Genomic DNA, 18,547 nt, shown 5'->3' with positions numbered 1-18,547 from the left:
CGGGCACCGGCGCGGACCGGGTGCGCGGGTAGACTCCGCGGCATGTGTGGCATCGTCGGATACGCCGGGGCGCGCTCTGCAGGAGCGGACGCCGTCGCCGGAGACCTGGGCGCGAACGAGCGCCCGCTGGAAGTCGCCCTCGCCGGGCTGAAGCGGCTCGAGTACCGGGGCTACGACTCCGCCGGGGTCGCGCTGGTGGGCCCCGGGCGGGACGTGGCGGCTTTCGCCAAGAAGTCCGGCAAGCTCGACAACCTGGTCGGCGAGATCGCCCTGCACCCCCTGCCCCCCGCGACCGCCGCGATCGGGCACACGCGGTGGGCCACGCACGGTGGCCCCACCGACACCAACGCCCACCCGCACCTGGCCGACGGCGACCGGCTCGCCGTCATCCACAACGGCATCATCGAGAACTTCAGCGCCCTGCGGCAGGCGCTCACGGCGAGCGGCGTCGAGTTCCTCTCCGAGACCGACACCGAGGTCGCCGCGCAGCTCCTGGCCCGCGAGTACCGCACGACCGGGGACCTCACCGCCGCGATGGCGGCCACGGCCCGGCAGCTCGACGGCACCTTCACGCTGCTCGCCGTGCACGCCGACGACCCCACGACGGTCGTTGGGGCGCGGCACGACTCGCCGCTCGTGGTCGGGCTCGGGGAGGGCGAGAACTTCCTCGGCTCCGACGTCGCCGCGTTCGTGGAGCACACCAAGGAGGCCCTCGAGCTGGGGCAGGACCAGATCGTCACGATCACCCCGGACGCGGTGACCGTCACCGACTTCGCGGGGAACCCCGCCGAGGGCAAGCGGTTCACCGTCGACTGGGACGCGGCCGCCGCCGAGAAGGGCGGCTTCGACTCCTTCATGGACAAGGAGATCCACGACCAGCCGCACGCCGTCGCCGACACGCTGCTCGGCCGCACGGACGCGGCGGGCCGCATCATCCTCGACGACCTGCGCATCGACGAGGCCGTGCTGCGCAGCGTCGACAAGATCATCGTCATCGCCTGCGGGACGGCCGCGTACGCCGGCCACGTCGCCAAGTACGCCATCGAGCACTGGTGCCGCATCCCGGTGGAGGTCGAGCTCGCCCACGAGTTCCGCTACCGCGACCCGATCGTCGACGAGCGCACCCTGGTGGTCGCGATCTCGCAGTCCGGCGAGACGATGGACACCCTGATGGCCGTCCGGCACGCCCGCGAGCAGGGTGCCAAGGTGCTCGCCATCGTCAACACGAACGGCTCGACGATCCCGCGCGAGTCCGACGCCGTGCTGTACACGCACGCCGGCCCGGAGATCGCCGTCGCCTCGACCAAGGCGTTCCTGGCGCAGATCACCGCGGCCTACATCCTCGGGCTGTACCTGGCCCAGCTGCGCGGCAACAAGTTCCCCGACGAGGTCGCCCAGCTCTTCGACGAGCTGCGCGACATGTCCCGCAAGGTGCAGACGGTCATCGAGCGCGGCGAGTACGTGCGGGCCACCGCACGCTCGATGGAGGCCGCCGACAAGGTCCTGTTCCTCGGCCGGCACGTCGGCTACCCCGTGGCGATGGAGGGGGCGCTCAAGCTCAAGGAGCTCGCCTACATCCACGCCGAGGGGTTCGCGGCCGGCGAGCTCAAGCACGGCCCCATCGCGCTCATCGACGAGGGTCAGCCGGTCTTCGTCGTCGTGCCGTCGCCGCGGGGCCGCGACCAGCTGCACTCCAAGGTGGTCTCCAACATCCAGGAGATCCGGGCGCGCGGCGCGCGCACGCTGGTGATCGCCGAGGACGGCGACGACGAGGTGCGCAAGTACGCCGACGAGATCTTCTGGATCCCGCAGGCCCCGTCGCTGCTGCAGCCGCTGCTGGCCGTGGTGCCGCTGCAGATCTTCGCGATGGCGCTCGCCGGCGCCAAGGGCCTGGACGTGGACCAGCCCCGCAACCTGGCCAAGTCGGTCACGGTCGAGTGACGCGGGTGCCGGCGGGGCGGACGCGCCGTCCCGCCGAGCACCGCGCCGTCCGGCCTGCTCTCGCCGGACCGGCCGCCGGGAGGGCATGATCGGCACCATGGGCGACGCACGGACCCTCGCAGGGCTCGCGGACGAGATCGAGATCATCTCGCGGGTCTACGAGCGCGTGTTCGACGTGCCGCGCTCGGACGACTGGCTCGTCCTCAAGCTCCACGAGGAGGTCGGGGAGCTGACCCAGGCCTACCTGGCGCGTTCGGGGCGCTCGCGCGACCGGGGCGAGGACGCGGCCGCGGTCGACGCGGCCTTCCGCGCGGAGCTGGCCGACGTCCTCGGGATGCTGCTGCTCGTGGCGCGCCGGTTCGACGTCGACCTCGACGCCGAGGTGCAGCGCAAGTGGTTCCGCTGGCGGCACCTGGTGGAGCCGCAGGACGAGGAGGGTGTGCGCCGGTGATCATCGGGGTGGGGATCGACGTCGTGGACGTCGAGAGGTTCATGGCCACGTTGGAGCGGACCCCGCGGCTGCGGGAGAAGCTGTTCACGGAGGCCGAGCGCGACCTGCCGGCGTCGTCCCTGGCGGCGCGGTTCGCGGCCAAGGAGGCCATCGCCAAGGCCCTCGGCGCCCCGGGCACCATGCACTGGCACGACGCGACCGTGCACCGGGTGGTCGGCGGGCCGCCGCAGGTCGAGCTGCGCGGCTCGGTGCAGGCCCGGGCCGACGAGCTGGGGATCCGGCGCTGGCACCTGTCGATCTCGCACGACGCCGGGATCTCCTCGGCGATGGTGGTCGCCGAGGACTGACCTCCCCGCCCCGCCGACCATGCCGCCGGTGTCCGTCCGGCGAAGCCGACGGGCGGCCCGGGCATGTTCGGCGGAGAGGGCGAGGGCGGGGGATCAGTCCTGGAGCGCCGGGACGACCTGCCGCTGGAACAGCTCGATCTGGTCGCGGTCCCCGACGGCGTTGGCGAAGTACGTGATCGCGTACGTCATGCCGCGCGACTTCAGGTCCTGGAGCGTCTCGACGATCTGCTCCGGGGTGCCGACCAGCGGGCCGTTGCGCCAGTTGGCGATCTCCCGCTCCCCGGGCTCGCCGGGGGCGTACCGCGAGAAGTGGGACTCGACCCAGGCCAGCTTGTCGTCGATCTCGGCCTGGTTCTCGCCGATCACCACGTTGTAGTTGGCCGAGAGGGTGATCGCCCCGAAGTCGGTGCCGACGTCGGCGCAGTGCTGCTCCAGGATCCGGGACTTGTGGTCGAAGGCCTCCGGCTCGCCCGAGAAGTTCGTGTACTGCGCGTACTTCGCGGCGGTGCGCAGCGTCTTCTTCTCCCCGCCGCCCGCGATCCACAACGGGATGCTCGGGACCTCGGCGCCGCCGTCACCGACGGGCAGCTTCTGCAGCGGCTGCGGGTAGCACAGGGCGCCGTCGACCTGGTAGCGCTCGCCCTCGAAGGTGCCGGAGGAGCCGGTGCGCCACATGTTCGCCATGATCTGCACGCCCTCGTCGAGCGCGCGCAGGCGCTCGCCGGCCGACGGGAAGCCGTAGCCGTAGGCCCGCCACTCGTGCTCGTACCAGCCGGCGCCGATGCCCATCTCGACCCGGCCGCCCGAGATCGCGTCCACGGTGGAGGCGACCTTCGCCAGGTAGGTGGGCTCGCGATAGGCCATGCAGGTGCACATCTGGCCCAGGCGCACCCGCTGGGAGGCCGCCGCGAAGGCCGACATCAGCGACCAGGCCTCGTGGGTGGCCTCCGTGCTGGGCACCGGCACCGTGTGGAAGTGGTCGTAGACCCAGACCGACTCCCAGGCGAACTCACCCCCCGGGACCGCCTCGCCCGCGGCGGCGTTGTCGGCGTAGTGGAGGAGGGAGAGCATCGTCTCCCAGTGCTGCTCCGGCGGGACGTCCGTGAGCGACATCCGCCAGCCCTGCGGGATGAAGAGTCCGAATCGCATGCCGCCGAGCCTATTCCTCCACCGAGCCGGGCGCCGTCCGGCACCGTCGCGTGGCGCCGCTGCGAGTCGACCGGGGGAGACGGCATGATCGACGGCATGATCTCCGCGTGGTCCGCCGACGACGTCCGTGCCGCCGAGGAGCCGCTCCTCGCGGCGGGTACGCCCCTGATGGAGCGCGCCTCCTTCGCCCTGGCGACGCAGGTCCTTGCGGACCTGCGGGCCCGACGGCGGCACGTCCGCGGGGCGCGGGCCGCCCTGTTGGTCGGTGCCGGGAACAACGGTGGCGACACGCTGCACGCGGGCGCCGTGCTGGCCCGGCGAGGCGTCGCGGTGACGGCGGTGCTGACCGCCGAGCGGGTCCACAGCGAGGGGCTCGCCGCGCTGCGCGGCGCCGGGGGACGCGTCGTCGAGCTGGCCGCGGCACCCGACCGCGCCCCGGCGGTGGCGGCCGAGGTGTCGGCCGCCGACGTCGTGCTCGACGGGCTGCTCGGCATCGGTGCCCGCGGGGCCCTGCGCGGGACGGCTGCCGACCTCGTCACGGCTCTCGTCTCCCGCCTCGCTGTGGGTATGAGATCTGCAGGATCGGAACGTTCCGATCCTGCAGATCTCATACCCACAGCACCAGGGGCTGGTCGAGAGCGGGAGCGGCGGCCGTGGGTGGTCGCGGTCGACCTCCCCTCCGGGATCGGGGTGGACGACGGCACGCTGCCCGGACCGGTGCTGGCGGCGGACCGCACGGTCACCTTCGGCGTCGCCAAACCCGGTCTGCTGCTGCCACCCGCCGCCCGGGTGGTCGGCGAGGTCACCGTGGTCGACATCGGCCTCGAGCCCGTCGGTCCGCCGGCGGTGCGCCGCCTGGAGGCCGCCGACGTCGCCGTCTCCTGGCCGGTCCCCGGCCCGTCCGACCACAAGTACACCCGCGGGCTCGTCGGGCTCGTCGCCGGCACCGCCACGTACCCGGGTGCCGCGGTGCTCGCGGCCTCCGCCGCGGTGCGCACCGGCACGGGGATGGTGCGCTACCGCGGCTCCGACGCCGTGGCCCGGGCGGTCCTCGCGGCGCGTCCCGAGGTCGTCACCGCCACGGGGCGTGTCCAGGCGTGGGTGGTCGGGCCCGGTGTCCCCACCACGCGCGACCGCGACGACCCGGCGGACGACGGGCAGCACGACCGCGGCCGGGGCGCCCTCGCGGTGGCACGGGGCGACCTGCCGGGGATGCCGTACGGACCGGTGCCCGCCGTCGTCGACGCGGGCGGTCTGCCGCTGCTGGGGGAGTCCAGCCCGCCGTGGTTCGTCCTCACCCCGCACGCCGGTGAGCTCGCGGGTCTGCTGCGGTCCCGGGGGGAGGACGTCCACCGGGACGACGTCGAGGCGGCGCCGCTGCGCTGGGCGCGACGCGCCCACGAGCTCACCGGGGCCACGGTGCTGCTCAAGGGCGGGGTGACGGTCGTCGCCGGCACCGAGGGCGCCTGGGCCCAGGCGGACGCCCCGGGATGGCTCGCCACGGCCGGTGCCGGGGACGTGCTCGCGGGGATCCTGGGCACGATGCTCGCCGCGCGCGCGACCGACGTCGTCGAGGGGCCGGCGCTCGCCGCCGAGGTCGCGGCTGCGGCCGCGCTGGTCCACGGGTTCGCCGCCGAACGCGCCAACCCCGGCGGCCCCGTCGCCGCCCTGGACGTCGCCGAGGCCGTGCCGGGCACGGTGTCCACGCTGCTCGGGCTCCGGTGACCGAGATGACCGCGGACTCGGTCGCAGCGGTGACCGTCCGCCCGGCCCACGAGGGCGACGTGCCGGCGATCGAGGAGGTCCAGGAGGCGGCCGGTCGTGCCGAGCTGCTCGACGGCGTCCGCGCGGCGGTGCCCGACCCGGAACGTCTCGTCCTGGTCGCCGAGGCGGAGGGGGCCGTGATCGGCTGGGCCAAGACCCACCTGTTCCGCTGGACGGACGGCGTCGCGCCGGCCGGGCACTACCTGGGCGGGGTGACCGTGACCCCGGCCTGGCGGCGCCGCGGCGTCGGGACGGCGTTGACCGCCACCCGGATGGACTGGCTCGCGGGCCGGGCCGCCCGGGTGTTCTACCTGGCCAACGCCCGCAACACCGCGTCGCTCGCGCTGCACCGGCGCTGGGGTTTCCACGAGGTGGTGCGCGCCCCGGTGCTGCACGGCGTGCGGTTCGCCGGCGGTGTCGGCGTGCTGCTGGCGGCCGACCTGCCCGGCCCCTGCGGGATCAGCGCGGGAGGTGGGCCTCGATGACCTCGACGATCTCGGGGTCGTCCGGCACGGTCTGGGGGGCGTAGCGGCGCACCTCGCCCCCGGGCAGCACGAGGAACTTCTCGAAGTTCCAGCGGATGCGGCCGTCGTGGCCGCCCACGTCCGGGGTCTTCGTCAGCTCCTGGTACAGGGGGTGGGCCTTCCGGCCGTTGACCTTGACCTTGGAGACCACCGGGAACGTCACCCCGTAGGTGGCGGAGCAGAACGCGGCGATCTTCTCGTCGCTGGACAGCTCCTGGAAGAACTGGTTGCTGGGGAACCCGACGACCGTGAAGCCGCGGTCGGCGTACTTCTGCTGCAGCTGCTCCAGGGCCGTGTACTGGGGGGTCAGGCCGCAGCGCGAGGCGACGTTGACGACCATCACCACGTCCTCGCGGTGCTCGGCCAGGGTCGCGGTGCTGCCGTCCATCCGGTCGAAGGGGATGTCGTAGAGGTCCATGGGCCCCATCATGCCCGGTGCCGGCGCCACCAGGTCAGGCCCCCCACCGAGGCCAGCACCACGAGGAGGACGACGAGCAGCCCGACCCAGCCGAGCCCCTCCGCCGCCGAGGCCAGCCACCGCTGGACGGCGGCGGCACCCTCGACCACCGGGTCCGTGCCGGCCCCGGCGTGCAGCACGCGCAGCTCCCAGAACCCGTACCAGGCGACGTACAGCCCCGCGACGACGAGGATCCCGCCCCCGACCCGGGCGAGCACCGGTCCCGCCCCCCGGGCGCGGGAGACCACTCCGGCACCGGCCACGGCGACGACGACGGCGGCCGTGCCGACGAGCAGGGCCATGCCGGCCGCATAGGTGGCGAACAGGGCCACACCCTCTGCCACCGACCCGGCGCGGAAGGCCGTCACGACCACGGCGAGGAACGGGGCGATCGTGCAGGTGAGCGACGCCAGGGCGTAGGAGGCCCCGAACCCGACGACGGACCACCACCGGTCCGTGAGCGGCCGCCCGGACCCGGTGCGCAGCAGTCGCAGACCCGGCAGCCCGCGCCCCGTCAGGACCCAGACCCCCGCCGCGGCGAGCACGACCCCGAGCACCAGGGTGAACACGGGCAGCCAGCGCTGGACCGAGCTGGCGACCGGGGCGACGACCAGCCCGAAGGCGCCGAACACCGCGACGAACCCGAGGGTGAGCGCCGCGGTCGAGCGCAGCGCACGGCCGACGGCGGCGGCCCGGCCGTCGTCGGGCCGGACCAGCGTCGCGAGATAGGCGGGCAGCAGCGCGAACCCGCACGGGTTCACGGCCGCGACCAGCCCGGCCCCGAGCGCGAGCGCGAACGCCCCGTCGAGCACGACGCTCAACCCGCGAGCTCGGCGACGACGGACTCGAGCTCGGAGCCCGGCACCTGACCCTCGAGGACGACCTCGCCCTCGGCGTCCAGGACGACGAACGTCGACTGCTGGGTCATGCCGAAGTGCTGCCAGACCTCACCGGCGTCGTCGACGAGGTGGGTCGGCCCGGCGATGTCGTTCTCGGCCATCTCACGGATCGTCTCGGCGTCGTCCAGGCCGCCCACGCCGACCACCGCGACCTCGCCGTCGTACTCCTCGGCGAGGCCGGTGACGGTGGGGATCTGGCCGATGCAGGTCGGGCACCACGGTGCCCAGAACCACAGCACCGCCGGCGCCCCGGCCAGCTCGCTGCCCTCGAACGTCCCGCCCTCGAGCGTGGTGGCCGAGAAGTCGTACACCGGCGCGGCATCGCCCGACGCCATGTCGCCGGCGTCCTCGCCCTCCGACATCTCCTCCTCGGCCGCTGCGTCGTCCTCGGGACCGGACATCTCCGCGTCTGCCGACCCCTCCGACATCTCGGTGGTGGTCGACGCCCCGCCCGCCGAGGTGTCCTCCTCGGCGGCGCACCCCGCCGCGAGCAGGAGGGTCAGGGTCACGGCGGCCGTCGCCGCACCTCGTGTCGTTCGCATGCCCCCAGTCTGTGCCGGGGCCGTGCCCCTGCCCAGGGTCCGGCGCCTTACGGGGTCATGACGGCGCGCGAGAATGGGTGCCATGCCGTCCCCGCGCAAGCACGTCCCGCCCCTGCCGGTGCGGGACGGCCTGAACCCCACCCGGCTCGTGCTGCCGCACGACGCCGCCGCCGTGGCGCGGTACGCCACGGCCGCCGGGTACCTGCTGGCGCGGTTCCCCGACGACGCCGACCGGCTGCGGGACAAGCTGGCCGCGGGCGAGGTCGTCACGGGGGACGGCACACCCGTCACGCGGGACACCCCCTACGAACCGCGGGGGTTCCTCTACCTGTACCGGGACCCGCCGGCCGACGAACCCGCCGTGCCGGCGCTCGCGGACCTCGAGGTGCTCCACCGGGACGAGAACCTGCTGGTGGTCGACAAGCCGCACCGGGTCGCCACCATGCCGCGCGGCCGCTGGGTCACCCAGACGGTGCTGACGCGGCTGCGGCGCGAGCTGGACCTGCCGGACCTCGTCCCCGCCCACCGCCTCGACCGCCCGACAGCGGGTGTGCTGGTGCTGACGGTCCGGCCCGAGGTCCGCGGGCCCTACCAGCTCGTCTTCCAGGAGCGGCGCGCCCGCAAGGTGTACGAGGCCGTCGCCCCGCTGCCGGACGGGTCCGACGGCACCGGGTTCCCGCGCACGGTCCGCTCGCGCATCGTCAAGCGCCGCGGCGTCGTGCGCGCCGAGGAGGTGCCCGGCGAGCCCAACGCCGAGTCGTGGATCGACCTGGTGGACCGCGACGAGCGGCGAGGGCTGGGGCTGTACCGCCTCGAGCCGCACACCGGCAAGACGCACCAGCTCCGGCTGCACATGGCCGGTCTGGGGCTGCCGATCCGGCACGACCCGTTCTGGCCCGTGCTGCGGGCCGGGGCCGACGACGGCGCGGACGACCGCGGTGAACCCTTGCAGCTGCTGGCCCGCTCGCTGAGGTTCGACGACCCGCTGACCGGGGAGCGGCGCACGTTCACCTCCCGCCGTCGGCTGGGCGACTGGCCCACGGGCCAGTGAGAGAATCGCCACCGTGACGACTCCCGCCTTCGCCGACGGCACCCCTGCCCGCGCGATCGTCGACCTCGACGCGATCCGCGACAACGTCCGCGCGCTGCGCGGCCACGCGCCGTCGGCGGACCTCATGGCGGTCGTCAAGGCCGACGGCTACGGACACGGGATGCTCCCGGCGGCCCGCGCCGCGCTGGCCGGCGGGGCGACGTGGCTGGGTGTGGCGACCGCCGAGGAGGCGATCGCCCTGCGGGCGGGGCTCGACACCGACGTTCGCGTGCTGGTCTGGCTGCTCGTGCCCGGGGCGCCGTTCGCCGAGCTGATCACCGCGGACGTGGACGTGACCGTGGCGGCGCCGTGGGCGCTCGAGGAGGTCGCGGCCGGGGCGCGCGCGGCCGGGCGGACCGCCCGGGTGCACGTCAAGGTCGACACGGGGCTGTCCCGCAACGGTGTCGCGATGCGCGACCTGCCGGCGGTGGTCCGCCGGGCCGCCGAGCTCGAGGCGTCGGGCGAGCTGCGGGTCGTCGGTGTGTTCTCCCACCTGGCCTGCGCGGACGAACCCGGACACCCGTCGATCGACCGCCAGGGCGCGGCGTTCGACGGAGCGCTGGCGCAGGTCGCACGGGCCGGGCTGCGCCCCGAGGTGCGGCACCTGGCGAACTCCGCGGCGACCCTGACCCGCCCGGACCTGCATCACGACCTCGTCCGCCCCGGGATCTCCGTGTACGGCAACTCGCCCGGCCCGGGCGTCGGCCCGCCGGGACGGTTCGGGCTGCGGCCGGCGATGACTCTCGAGTCGCGGCTGGCCAACGTCAAGCAGGTGGCCGCCGGCGAGGGCGTCTCCTACGGTCACACCTACACCACGACGCAGGACACGACCGTCGGGCTCGTCCCGCTGGGGTACGGTGACGGCGTCCCCCGGCACGGCTCCGGCGGTGCCGGCAGCCCGGGAGCGCCCGTGGCCGTCGGCGACGGGGCCACCGCCCGCGTGCTGCGGGTGGCGGGGCGGGTCTGCATGGACCAGTTCGTCCTGGACCTCGGGCCCGGTGCCACCGAACGCGCCGGCGACCTGGTGACCCTGTTCGGCGCCTCGGACGGGGTGGCGCACGGGTCGCCGCTGCCGAACGCCCAGGACTGGGCCGAGGCCGCCGGGACCATCAGCTATGAGATCGTGACGCGGCTGGCGCCGCGCGTGCCCCGCGTGTACGTCCCCGCGGCCGGGACGGGCGCGATCGGCACGCCCGCGCCGGCCCCGACCGGAGACGACCCCGAAGGAGAGAGGCAGAGCCGTGAGTGACGTCGTCGCGCAGGTGGAGCTGGAGCTGCCGGGTGCCGCGGACGCCCGGGCGCTGGGCGGAGCCCTGTCCGGCCTGCTCCGCGCCGGGGACCTGGTGATCCTCACCGGTGACCTCGGAGCGGGCAAGACCACCCTCACCCAGGGCCTGGGCCGGGCGCTGAACGTGCGGGGGCAGATCGCGTCCCCGACGTTCATCGTCGCCCGGGAGCACCCGCCGCTGCGGCGCCAGGACGGCACGACCGGTCCGGCGCTGGTGCACGTGGACGCCTACCGGCTGAGCGGGTTGGACGAGCTGGACGCCCTGGACCTGGACTCCTCCCTCGACGAGTCGGTGACCGTCGTCGAGTGGGGCCGCGGGCTGGCCGAGACCCTCACCGAGGACCGTCTCGAGGTCGACCTGCAGCGGCCTCGCGGCGGCGAGGTGGACCCGGAGCACCCCGAGGCCGGTGTCCGGCGCGCGACGGTGCGCGCCGTGGGCCCCCGCTGGGCCGGCGTCGACCTCACCCGCCTGGTGCCGCGCCCGCGCCCGAGCTGACCCCCCGCTCGCCGTAGGCTGGTCCCGTGGCTGTTCTCGCGATCGACACCTCCGCCGCCGTCTCCGTCGCCGTGGTCGACGACGACGGTGGCCGCCTCGCCGTCCGCAACGCCGACGAGCGCCGACGGCACGCCGAGTCCCTCGCCCCCCTCATCGCCGACGCCCTGGCCGCGGCGGGGCTCGAGCGCACCGACCTGACGGCCGTCGTCGGTGGCACCGGACCCGCACCGTTCACCGGTCTGCGCGTCGGGCTGGTCACGGCCCGCACGCTGGCGCTGAGCCTGGGGATCGACGTCCTCGGCGTGCCGAGCATCGACGCGCTCGCGGTGGAGGCCGTCGCCGACCTCGGCCTCGACCCCGGCGACGAGGTGCTCGTGGCCACCGACGCGCGGCGCAAGGAGGTCTACTGGGCCCGGTACCGCGTCGTGGCGCACGAAGGTCCGCACGGTGTGCCGGTCGTCGCGGTGGAGCGCGGTCCGGAGGTCGGCCGGGCGGCCGACGTGGCGGCCTCCCAGCTCGACCCGCCGACGGCGGACGGCGCCCGGCTCGCCGTCGTGGGCGAGGGTGCGGGTCTCTACCCGGACCACCTGGTGGCCGACGAGGACGCCCCCGTCCTGCCGGACGCGACCGTGCTCGCCCGGCTGGCCCTGGCCCGTCGGGCCGAGGGCGTCGACCAGCCGACCGAGCCGCTGTACCTGCGCCGTCCGGACGTGCAGGAGCCGGCCGGGGCCAAGCGCGCCACCGGGGGAGCGGCATGACGGACCGTCCCGTGTCGGTGCGGCTGCGGCCGCTGGTGAGCAGCGACTTCGACCGGGTCCTCCAGCTCGAGCACGAGCTGTTCGGACCGGGGGCGTGGACGTACGGCATGCTGGCCGACGAGCTGGCCGGGCTCGGGCGCTGGTACGTCGTGGCGGAGCTCGACGGTCCGGACGCCGTGGGGCTCGGGCCGGGTCGACGTCCCGTGGTCGGGTACGCCGGGTTGTGGTTCGACGGTGACGTCGCCCAGGTGATGACCATCGGCACGGCCCGTGAGTACCAGGGGCGCGGCGTGGGCCGGCGACTCCTGCAGGCTCTCGTGGACCGGTCGCGACAGCTGCGTGCCGAGGCGCTGCTGCTCGAGGTCGCCGTGGACAACGACAGCGCGCTCGCGCTCTACGGGCAGTTCGGGTTCGAGCAGCTCGGCCTCCGCAAGCGCTACTACCAGCCGGAGGGCACGGACGCCTACACGATGCGTCTGGACCTGTCGGTCCCCGAGGACCCCTCGCCGGGCACGCGGGCGACGACCGGTGCCGGCGGTGCCGCGTGACGCGCCGGGTGACGTCCCCGGCACGTGACCGGGTGCTCGTCGACGCGGACACGGTCGCCGCCGACCTGCAGCTCGGCGGCCTGCAGGACCCGTTCGGCGGTGCGCCGTTGCTGCTGGACGTGCGTTGGGCGCTGGGCCGGACCGACGGTCTGGACCGCTACGAGGCCGGTCACCTGCCGGGTGCGGTCTACGTGGACCTCGAGGCCGAGCTCGCCGCGGTGCCGTCGCCGGAGGCCGGACGGCACCCGCTGCCGTCCGCCGCGGAGTTCCAGGAGTCCGCCCGGGGGTGGGGTGTCTGCTCCGACTCCCGCGTCGTGGTGTACGACGAGGTGGGCGGCACCTCCGCCGCCCGGGCGTGGTGGCTGCTGCGCTGGTTCGGTCACGACGCCGTGCGCATCCTCGACGGCGGGCTCGAGGCGTGGCGCCGGGCGGGCCACCCCCTCGAGGTCGGGATCACCCGCCGGGTGCCCGGCGACATGGTGGCGCACCCCGGGGGCATGCCGGTGCTGGACGCCGACGACGCGGCGGACCTGGCGACCTCGGGTGTGCTCCTCGACGCCCGGGCCGCCGAGCGGTACCGCGGCGAGGTCGAACCCGTCGACCCGCAGGCGGGCCACGTCCCGGGCGCCGTCTCGGCGCCGACGACGGAGAACCTGGACGACGAGGGCGCCTTCCGCAGCGAGGCGGAGCTGCGTGCCCGGTTCACCTCCCTCGGGGTGAGGCCGGACGCGACGGTGGGCGTCTACTGCGGGTCCGGGGTGACCGCGGCGCACGAGATCGCCGCCCTGGCGTCGATCGGCGTGCCGGCGGCCCTCTACCCGGGGTCCTGGTCCCAGTGGTCGAACGACCCGGGCCGCCCGGTCGCCGTCTCCTGACGCAGGGCTCCCAGCACCCGCGACAACGCTGTGGGTATGAGATCGGCAGCCCCGAACCTGTCCGGGGCTGCCGATCTCATACCCACAGCAGAGGGCGGTCTCAGAGGGTGCGGGAGACCTGCCCCAGGTCGAGGCGCGGCCCGCGGGGGTGCGGCGAGCCCTCGCCGTCGGCCTCGCCGACGTTGACGACCATCAGCGACCGCCAGCCGGACTCCGCGAAGAACTCCCGGTCGATGCCGTCGGCGTCCATGCCGTCCATGGGCCCGGCCGCGAGACCGGCGGCGCGCAGCGCGACGATCAGGTACCCGGCCTGCAGCAGGGCGTTCTTGCGCGCCATCTGCTCGCGGACCTCTGCCGCGGGGGCGAGCTGCTCGCGGATCCCGGGGTAGACCGGGAAGAGCTCGTCGAGGTGCTCGTGGAACGCCGGGTCGGCGGCCAGGACGAGGGAGACCGGCGCGGCCTCGACCTTCGCCTTGTTGCCGCCGCCCATGTGCTCGACCAGCCGCTGCTTCGCCTCGGGGCTGCGCACGACCAGCAGGCGCAGGGGCAGGGTGTTCATCGCGGTCGGACCGAGCTTGGCCAGGTCCCAGGCGGCCTGCAGCTGAGCGTCGGTGACCTCGGCGCCGGTCCACTGCGAGGTGGAGCGGGCGTGACGGAAGAGGCGGTCGGCGGACGCCTCGTCGACGGCGAGGGGGGCGGTCTCGAGCAGGGTGTCGGTCATGTCCGTGGGGAACCGTCCATGCGTTCGCATGATTCCTGGCGGCCGGCGTGGCGTTGGTCACGACGGTTCCGGAGAGGGGCCGGCGGTGGTGACAGAATGTGGGCCATGGCTGATCCCCTGGTCCTCGGCATCGAGACGTCCTGCGACGAGACCGGTGTCGCTCTGGTGCGCGGAGACGAGCTCCTGTTCGACGCCGTGGCGAGCTCCATGGACGAGCACGCCCGCTACGGCGGCATCATCCCGGAGGTGGCCAGCCGTGCCCACCTCGAGGCGATGACCCCCACGATCCGGCGGGCGCTCGGCGAGGCCGACGTCGACCTGTCGGAGATCGACGCCGTCGCGGTCACCGCCGGCCCGGGCCTGGTGGGCCCGCTGACGATCGGTGCCAGCGCGGCCAAGGCGCTCTCGATCGGTCTCGGCAAGCCGCTGTACGGCGTCAACCACGTCATCGGGCACGCCGCGGTGAACCAGCTCGTCGACGGGCCGTTCACCGAGCGGTCGATGGCGCTCGTCGTCTCCGGCGGCCACAGCTCGCTGCTGCTCGTCGACGACATCGCCACGGACGTCACCGAGCTCGGCTCGACGCTCGACGATGCCGCGGGGGAGGCCTTCGACAAGGTCGGGCGGCTGCTCGGGCTGCCCTACCCGGGCGGCCCGCACATCGACCGGCTCGCGCGCGAGGGCGACCCGGAGGCGATCCGGTTCCCCCGCGGCCTGACGGCGCCGAAGGACCAGGCCAAGCACGCCTACGACTTCAGCTTCTCCGGCCTCAAGACGGCCGTCGCCCGCTGGGTCGAGGCCCGGCAGGACGCCGGCAAGGAGGTCCCCGTGGCCGACGTCGCGGCCTCCTTCGCCGCCGCCGTCGCGGACGTGCTCACCGCCAAGACCATCGCGGCCTGCCGTGCCCACGACGTCGGGACCCTCATCATCGGCGGCGGGTTCTCTGCCAACAGCCAGCTGCGGGACATGGCGGCCGAGCGATGCGCCGCGGCGGGGATCGACCTGCGCATCCCCCCGATCCGCTACTGCACCGACAACGGGGCGATGATCGCCGCGCTGGGCTCCGCCGTCGTGCGGGCGGGGCTGCCGCCGTCGGACCTGGACATCGGGGTGGACTCCTCGATGCCGCTGACGACCATCACGGTCTAGCGGCCGCGGGTCACTCCGCGGCGGACGGCGTCAGCGGGTGGCCGGCGTGCAGCTCGGCCACCAGGGAGCGCACCACGGCCTCGAGCCCGGTCTGGCCACCGCCGTGCGCCGCGGCCACGGCGCGCTGGCGCTGGTAGGAGGCGCCGTGGCGGACGATGTCCCGGATCCGGTCGAGCTCCGGGGCGCAGCCGAGACGTTCGGCCACGGGGGCCAGCTCCTCGAGCAGCCGGGGCAGCGCGTCGGTGAGGAGCTCCTCGTTCCCGTCGGCGTCCAGGATGATGATGGCGTCCATGCCGTACCGGGCCGCGCGCCACTTGTTCTCGTGCACGTACCAGCGGGGCATCGTGGGCAGCGGCCGGCCCTCGTCGAGCAGCGTGGAGAAGTGCTCGACCAGGCAGTGCACCAGGGCCGCGAGCGAGGCCAGCTCGGTCACGTTGGACGTGCCGTCGCAGATGCGGACCTCGACGGTGCCGAAGTGCGGGGCGGGCCGCACGTCCCACCGGACCTCGGTGAAGTCGTCGATGACGCCGGTCTTGAGCATGTCGGCGGTGTACCGCTCCAGCTCGCTCCACTCGGTGAACTGGTAGGGCAGCCCCGCCGTCGGCAGCTGCTGGAACAGCAGCGCACGCATCGAGGCGTAGCCGGTGTCGGCGGCGTCCCAGTACGGCGACGACGCCGAGAGCGCCTGCAGGTGCGCGACGTGGACCAGCAGCGAGCGCAGGATGGGCAGCACCTTGGCCCGGTCCTCGACGCCGACGTGCATGTGCACGCCGTAGACCACCTGCTGGCGGCCCCAGACCTGGGCGCGGTCGACCACGGTGGCGTACCGCTCCTTGTCGGTCACCTGCTGCTGCGACCAGGGCGCGAAGGGGTGGGTGCCGGCACCCATGAGCTCGGCCCGCATGGGGCGGATGACCTCCTGGACCCGGGCGAGCCCGTTCTCGAGGTCGGCGATCGCCCCGGGGACGGTGGCGCACACGTCCGAGACGATCTCCACGGTGTTGCGCAGGAACTCGGGCTTGACGTGCCGGGCCCGCGCGTCGGGGCCGAGCTCGGCCATGACGGCAGGGGCCACCTGGCGCAGGATGCCGGAGTCGGCGTCGACGAGCGCCAGCTCCCACTCGAGGCCGACGCTCGATCGCCGGGAGGGCTGGAACTCCAGGACCATGCAGCCATGCTTCCACGCGTGGTGGCGGTGCACCACGGGGCCGGGATCAGCCCCCCAGCGGCTCCACCACGAGGACGTGCTGACGCCCGGCGACGCGGGTCAGCACCAGCGTGGCCTCGGCGTCCCCCCGGAGGGAGAGCTGGGCCCGCAGCTGCTCGGGGGTCACGGCGGTGCCGCGTTTCTTCACGGTCAGCCGGCCGACGCCCCGTTCGCGCAGGTAGGCCTTGAGCCGTTTGAGGTTGAACGGCATGACGTCCAGCACCCGGTAGCCGGTGGCCAGCGGCGCGGTGCCCGGGGGAGGCGCCGCCGCCGGGGCGTCGGTGGTGACGTAGGCGATGGTCCGGTCCACCAGCCGGCCGTCGAGCTCGGCGGCGGCGTGCGCGACGAGCCCGGCGCGGACCACGGCCCCGTCCGGCTCGTACAGGTACGAGCCGACCGCCCCGACGTCGGGGGCGAGGTCGACGCCCTCGGCGCCGGGACGCACGAGCCGCGAGACGGTGCCGCCGTCCTCGGTGCGCAGGATCAGGGCCGAGCGTCCGGGGCCGTCGGGCGCGAGCGGCCCGAACCACAGGCCGGCCTCGACGACGTCGCCGTCCACGGAGACCCACTGGGTCTCGGCGTCCTCGGGCAGGCCCTGATGGCCGATGCCGGGGCCGACCTTGATGCCGACGGCGGGGACCTGGTCCCGCAGCCCCCACACGGCGTCCAGCGGCGGGGCCCAGGCCGACGGGTCGAACACGCGCCGGCCGCCGCGCGTCCGGCGGGCCGGGTCGGCGTACACCCCGTCGACGCCCTCGGCGACCAGGTCCAGCGCCAGCCCGTCCCCGTGGCGGACCTCGGCCTCGGGAAAGGCTCGCAGGTTCACGGTCGCCAGCGCGGCGGTGACCTCGTCGACGTCGGTGGCCAGCACCTGCAGGCCCACGCCCGCGAAGGCGAGGGCGTCGGCGCCGAGACCGCAGGTCAGGTCGGCGACCTTGTGCACCTCCGCGGCCAGGTACCGGCGGGCGTGCACGGCGGCGACGGTCAGCCGGGTCGCCTGCTCCAGCCCGTCCGGCGTGAACAGCATCCCGTCGGCGAACGGGCCGAGCTTGGCCCGGGCACGGGCGCGGAGCCGGGACTGCGTGAGGGCCGCGGCCGCGAGGTCCGGATCGACACCCTCGGCGCGCATCCGCGTCGCCAGGGCCATGGCCTGCGACTCCTCGTACGGGGGGAGGTCGTTGAGCAGGGTCCAGCCCTCGGGGCTGAGAAGCTTGCTGAGCGAGGCCACGTCCATCTGTCCATGCTCTCAGGCCGTCCCGACGGGACCGCTTCTGGCACTCGACTTGTCAGAGTGCTAAGGGCTGCCTAGATTTGGTCCCAGCGCACGCGCTGTGCCGGCACCCGCGACGACGGACAGCGGCCGGGCGCGACCCAGTCAACGCTAGTCATCGCGAACAAGGAGGTCCGACGTGTCGGTCCCCATCAAGCCGCTCGAGGACCGGATCGTCGTCAAGGCCGTCGAGGCCGAGACCACGACCGCTTCCGGCCTGGTCATCCCGGACACCGCCAAGGAGAAGCCCCAGGAGGGCGAGGTCCTGGCCGTGGGTGACGGCCGCTTCAACGACAAGGGCGAGCGCGTCCCGGTCGACGTGAAGGTCGGCGACAAGGTCATCTACAGCAAGTTCGGCGGCACCGAGGTCAAGTACGCCGGGGAGGACTACCTGGTCCTGTCCGCGCGCGACATCCTCGCCGTCGTCGTCGGCTGACGCCGCGACGCCGGGCGGGAGCCCTGGCCTGACGGCCAGGTCCCCCTCCCCGCACGAGAGCCCCGCACCGATCCGGTGCGGGGCTCTCGTCGTCTGCTCGGACGGGGGCGCGGGCGAGGGGGTGCGACCGGCCGTCGACCGAGGTCGGTTCAGCTCGCCTTCTTGTGCTCGCGGTCGCGACCGCTGAGGATCGCCGACCGCTCGTCCTCGCTCAGGCCGCCCCAGACGCCGTACGGCTCCCGGACCCGCAGCGACTGCTCGCGGCACTCCATCATCACCGGGCAGCTGCGGCAGATCGCCTTGGCGGCCTCCGCGCGTCGTCGGCGGGTGGATCCGCGCTCACCCTCGGGGTGGAAGAAGAGGGTGTCGTCCGCGTCACGGCACGACCCCTGGTACTGCCACTCCCACAACTCCATAACCGGTCCTGGCAACCGCGAGATCTCCGTCATGGCGAACAACCTACAAGTTGTGCAGAAGTTGTTCAAGTAGCAGGTCGACCCGATTGAAGTGGGTGTGGGTGAAAAGGGGTGACCAGGGCCTGAACCGCTTGCTATCGCTTCATGACCAGGTTCGATGATCGATTCGGACTCAAGGTGAGACGGGCCACCCGGCGCGGTGGCGGTCCCGGGAACCCC

Annotated in this window: 21 protein-coding genes; 13 read left to right on the top strand and 8 right to left on the bottom strand. The window is 74.2% G+C overall.

What is annotated here, in order from left to right:
• Positions 1-42 precede the first annotated feature (42 nt).
• The 3 genes from glmS to Q6349_RS01005 all read left to right on the top strand — a co-directional run bounded on the left by glmS (position 43) and on the right by Q6349_RS01005 (position 2,739).
• Positions 43-1,941, top strand: a complete 1,899-nt coding sequence (glmS, locus tag Q6349_RS01015) for a glutamine--fructose-6-phosphate transaminase (isomerizing) (protein WP_171246379.1) — start codon at positions 43-45, stop codon at positions 1,939-1,941.
• A 97-nt stretch (positions 1,942-2,038) separates the two neighbouring features.
• Complete coding sequence (locus Q6349_RS01010; protein ID WP_171246378.1) at positions 2,039-2,392, top strand: pyrophosphatase; 354 nt, start codon at positions 2,039-2,041, stop codon at positions 2,390-2,392.
• Positions 2,389-2,739 (top strand): holo-ACP synthase, encoded by a 351-nt coding sequence (locus Q6349_RS01005; RefSeq protein WP_171246377.1) that lies wholly within the window; start codon positions 2,389-2,391, stop codon positions 2,737-2,739. Before Q6349_RS01010 ends, Q6349_RS01005 begins: the two co-directional genes overlap by 4 nt.
• Positions 2,740-2,832: 93 nt before the next feature.
• On the opposite strand, the gene Q6349_RS01000 is transcribed toward Q6349_RS01005, so the two are convergent.
• A complete protein-coding gene (locus Q6349_RS01000; protein WP_304602510.1) occupies positions 2,833-3,888 on the bottom strand; it encodes a TIGR03560 family F420-dependent LLM class oxidoreductase in 1,056 nt (351 codons plus the stop codon).
• Positions 3,889-3,984: 96 nt separating this feature from the next.
• Between Q6349_RS01000 and Q6349_RS00995 the strand changes: the two genes are divergently transcribed.
• A complete protein-coding gene (locus tag Q6349_RS00995; protein ID WP_304602509.1) occupies positions 3,985-5,613 on the top strand; it encodes an NAD(P)H-hydrate dehydratase in 1,629 nt (542 codons plus the stop codon).
• 5 nt (positions 5,614-5,618) lie between these two features.
• Positions 5,619-6,137: a GNAT family N-acetyltransferase gene (locus Q6349_RS00990; protein ID WP_304603074.1), complete on the top strand. Its 519-nt coding sequence runs from the start codon at positions 5,619-5,621 to the stop codon at positions 6,135-6,137.
• Here the strand turns inward: Q6349_RS00990 and Q6349_RS00985 are convergent.
• From Q6349_RS00985 to Q6349_RS00975, 3 genes are read right to left on the bottom strand one after another with little or no spacing between them, the layout of a single operon-like run.
• On the bottom strand, positions 6,112-6,594 hold the full coding sequence (locus Q6349_RS00985) for a glutathione peroxidase (RefSeq protein ID WP_304602508.1): 483 nt from the start codon (positions 6,592-6,594) through the stop codon (positions 6,112-6,114). The genes Q6349_RS00990 and Q6349_RS00985 overlap by 26 nt on opposite strands.
• An 8-nt stretch (positions 6,595-6,602) precedes the next feature.
• Positions 6,603-7,445 (bottom strand): cytochrome c biogenesis CcdA family protein, encoded by an 843-nt coding sequence (locus Q6349_RS00980; protein ID WP_304603073.1) that lies wholly within the window; start codon positions 7,443-7,445, stop codon positions 6,603-6,605.
• Positions 7,446-7,450: 5 nt separating this feature from the next.
• Positions 7,451-8,074 carry a redoxin family protein gene (locus Q6349_RS00975; RefSeq protein WP_304602507.1) on the bottom strand — a complete coding sequence of 208 codons (624 nt, stop codon included), beginning with the start codon at positions 8,072-8,074 and terminating at the stop codon, positions 7,451-7,453.
• A gap of 82 nt (positions 8,075-8,156) precedes the next feature.
• On the opposite strand from Q6349_RS00975, the gene Q6349_RS00970 reads away from it, so the two are divergent.
• From Q6349_RS00970 to Q6349_RS00945, 6 genes are read left to right on the top strand one after another with little or no spacing between them, the layout of a single operon-like run.
• Entirely contained in the window at positions 8,157-9,125 is a 969-nt protein-coding gene (locus Q6349_RS00970; RefSeq protein WP_304602506.1) for a pseudouridine synthase, read from the top strand.
• A gap of 13 nt (positions 9,126-9,138) precedes the next feature.
• Positions 9,139-10,413, top strand: a complete 1,275-nt coding sequence (gene alr, locus Q6349_RS00965; RefSeq protein WP_304602505.1) for an alanine racemase — start codon at positions 9,139-9,141, stop codon at positions 10,411-10,413.
• Positions 10,406-10,948, top strand: coding sequence for a tRNA (adenosine(37)-N6)-threonylcarbamoyltransferase complex ATPase subunit type 1 TsaE (tsaE, locus tag Q6349_RS00960; RefSeq protein ID WP_304602504.1), 543 nt, complete (start codon positions 10,406-10,408; stop codon positions 10,946-10,948). The genes alr and tsaE overlap by 8 nt, the downstream gene beginning before the upstream one ends.
• A 26-nt stretch (positions 10,949-10,974) precedes the next feature.
• On the top strand, positions 10,975-11,706 hold the full coding sequence (gene tsaB / locus Q6349_RS00955; RefSeq protein ID WP_171246370.1) for a tRNA (adenosine(37)-N6)-threonylcarbamoyltransferase complex dimerization subunit type 1 TsaB: 732 nt from the start codon (positions 10,975-10,977) through the stop codon (positions 11,704-11,706).
• Positions 11,703-12,254 (top strand): ribosomal protein S18-alanine N-acetyltransferase, encoded by a 552-nt coding sequence (rimI, locus tag Q6349_RS00950; protein ID WP_304602503.1) that lies wholly within the window; start codon positions 11,703-11,705, stop codon positions 12,252-12,254. Before tsaB ends, rimI begins: the two co-directional genes overlap by 4 nt.
• 8 nt (positions 12,255-12,262) lie before the next feature.
• Positions 12,263-13,129, top strand: a complete 867-nt coding sequence (locus tag Q6349_RS00945; protein WP_304602502.1) for a sulfurtransferase — start codon at positions 12,263-12,265, stop codon at positions 13,127-13,129.
• A gap of 100 nt (positions 13,130-13,229) precedes the next feature.
• On the opposite strand, the gene Q6349_RS00940 is transcribed toward Q6349_RS00945, so the two are convergent.
• Positions 13,230-13,850, bottom strand: a complete 621-nt coding sequence (locus tag Q6349_RS00940) for a malonic semialdehyde reductase (protein ID WP_304602501.1) — start codon at positions 13,848-13,850, stop codon at positions 13,230-13,232.
• Positions 13,851-13,955: 105 nt separating this feature from the next.
• On the opposite strand from Q6349_RS00940, the gene tsaD reads away from it, so the two are divergent.
• Positions 13,956-14,999, top strand: a complete 1,044-nt coding sequence (gene tsaD / locus Q6349_RS00935) for a tRNA (adenosine(37)-N6)-threonylcarbamoyltransferase complex transferase subunit TsaD (protein WP_304602500.1) — start codon at positions 13,956-13,958, stop codon at positions 14,997-14,999.
• Between the two features lie 10 nt (positions 15,000-15,009).
• On the opposite strand, the gene Q6349_RS00930 is transcribed toward tsaD, so the two are convergent.
• The gene (locus Q6349_RS00930) at positions 15,010-16,167 is read right to left on the bottom strand and encodes a glutamate--cysteine ligase (protein ID WP_304602499.1); all 1,158 of its coding nucleotides are present in this window, start codon (positions 16,165-16,167) and stop codon (positions 15,010-15,012) included.
• Positions 16,168-16,213: 46 nt separating this feature from the next.
• A complete protein-coding gene (locus Q6349_RS00925) occupies positions 16,214-17,440 on the bottom strand; it encodes a class I SAM-dependent methyltransferase (protein WP_304602498.1) in 1,227 nt (408 codons plus the stop codon).
• Positions 17,441-17,615: 175 nt separating this feature from the next.
• Between Q6349_RS00925 and groES the strand changes: the two genes are divergently transcribed.
• The gene (gene groES / locus Q6349_RS00920; RefSeq protein ID WP_172152756.1) at positions 17,616-17,912 is read left to right on the top strand and encodes a co-chaperone GroES; all 297 of its coding nucleotides are present in this window, start codon (positions 17,616-17,618) and stop codon (positions 17,910-17,912) included.
• A 149-nt stretch (positions 17,913-18,061) separates the two neighbouring features.
• Here the strand turns inward: groES and Q6349_RS00915 are convergent, their stop codons facing one another.
• A complete protein-coding gene (locus Q6349_RS00915; protein WP_171246363.1) occupies positions 18,062-18,361 on the bottom strand; it encodes a WhiB family transcriptional regulator in 300 nt (99 codons plus the stop codon).
• Between the last annotated feature and the right edge of the window lie 186 nt (positions 18,362-18,547).

It is taken from the genome of Isoptericola sp. 178 (assembly GCF_030586525.1).
Classification (GTDB): domain Bacteria; phylum Actinomycetota; class Actinomycetes; order Actinomycetales; family Cellulomonadaceae; genus Isoptericola; species Isoptericola sediminis.
The sequence above is the reverse complement of the archived record's forward strand: the minus strand, read 5'-3'. Positions and strand labels throughout refer to the sequence as shown.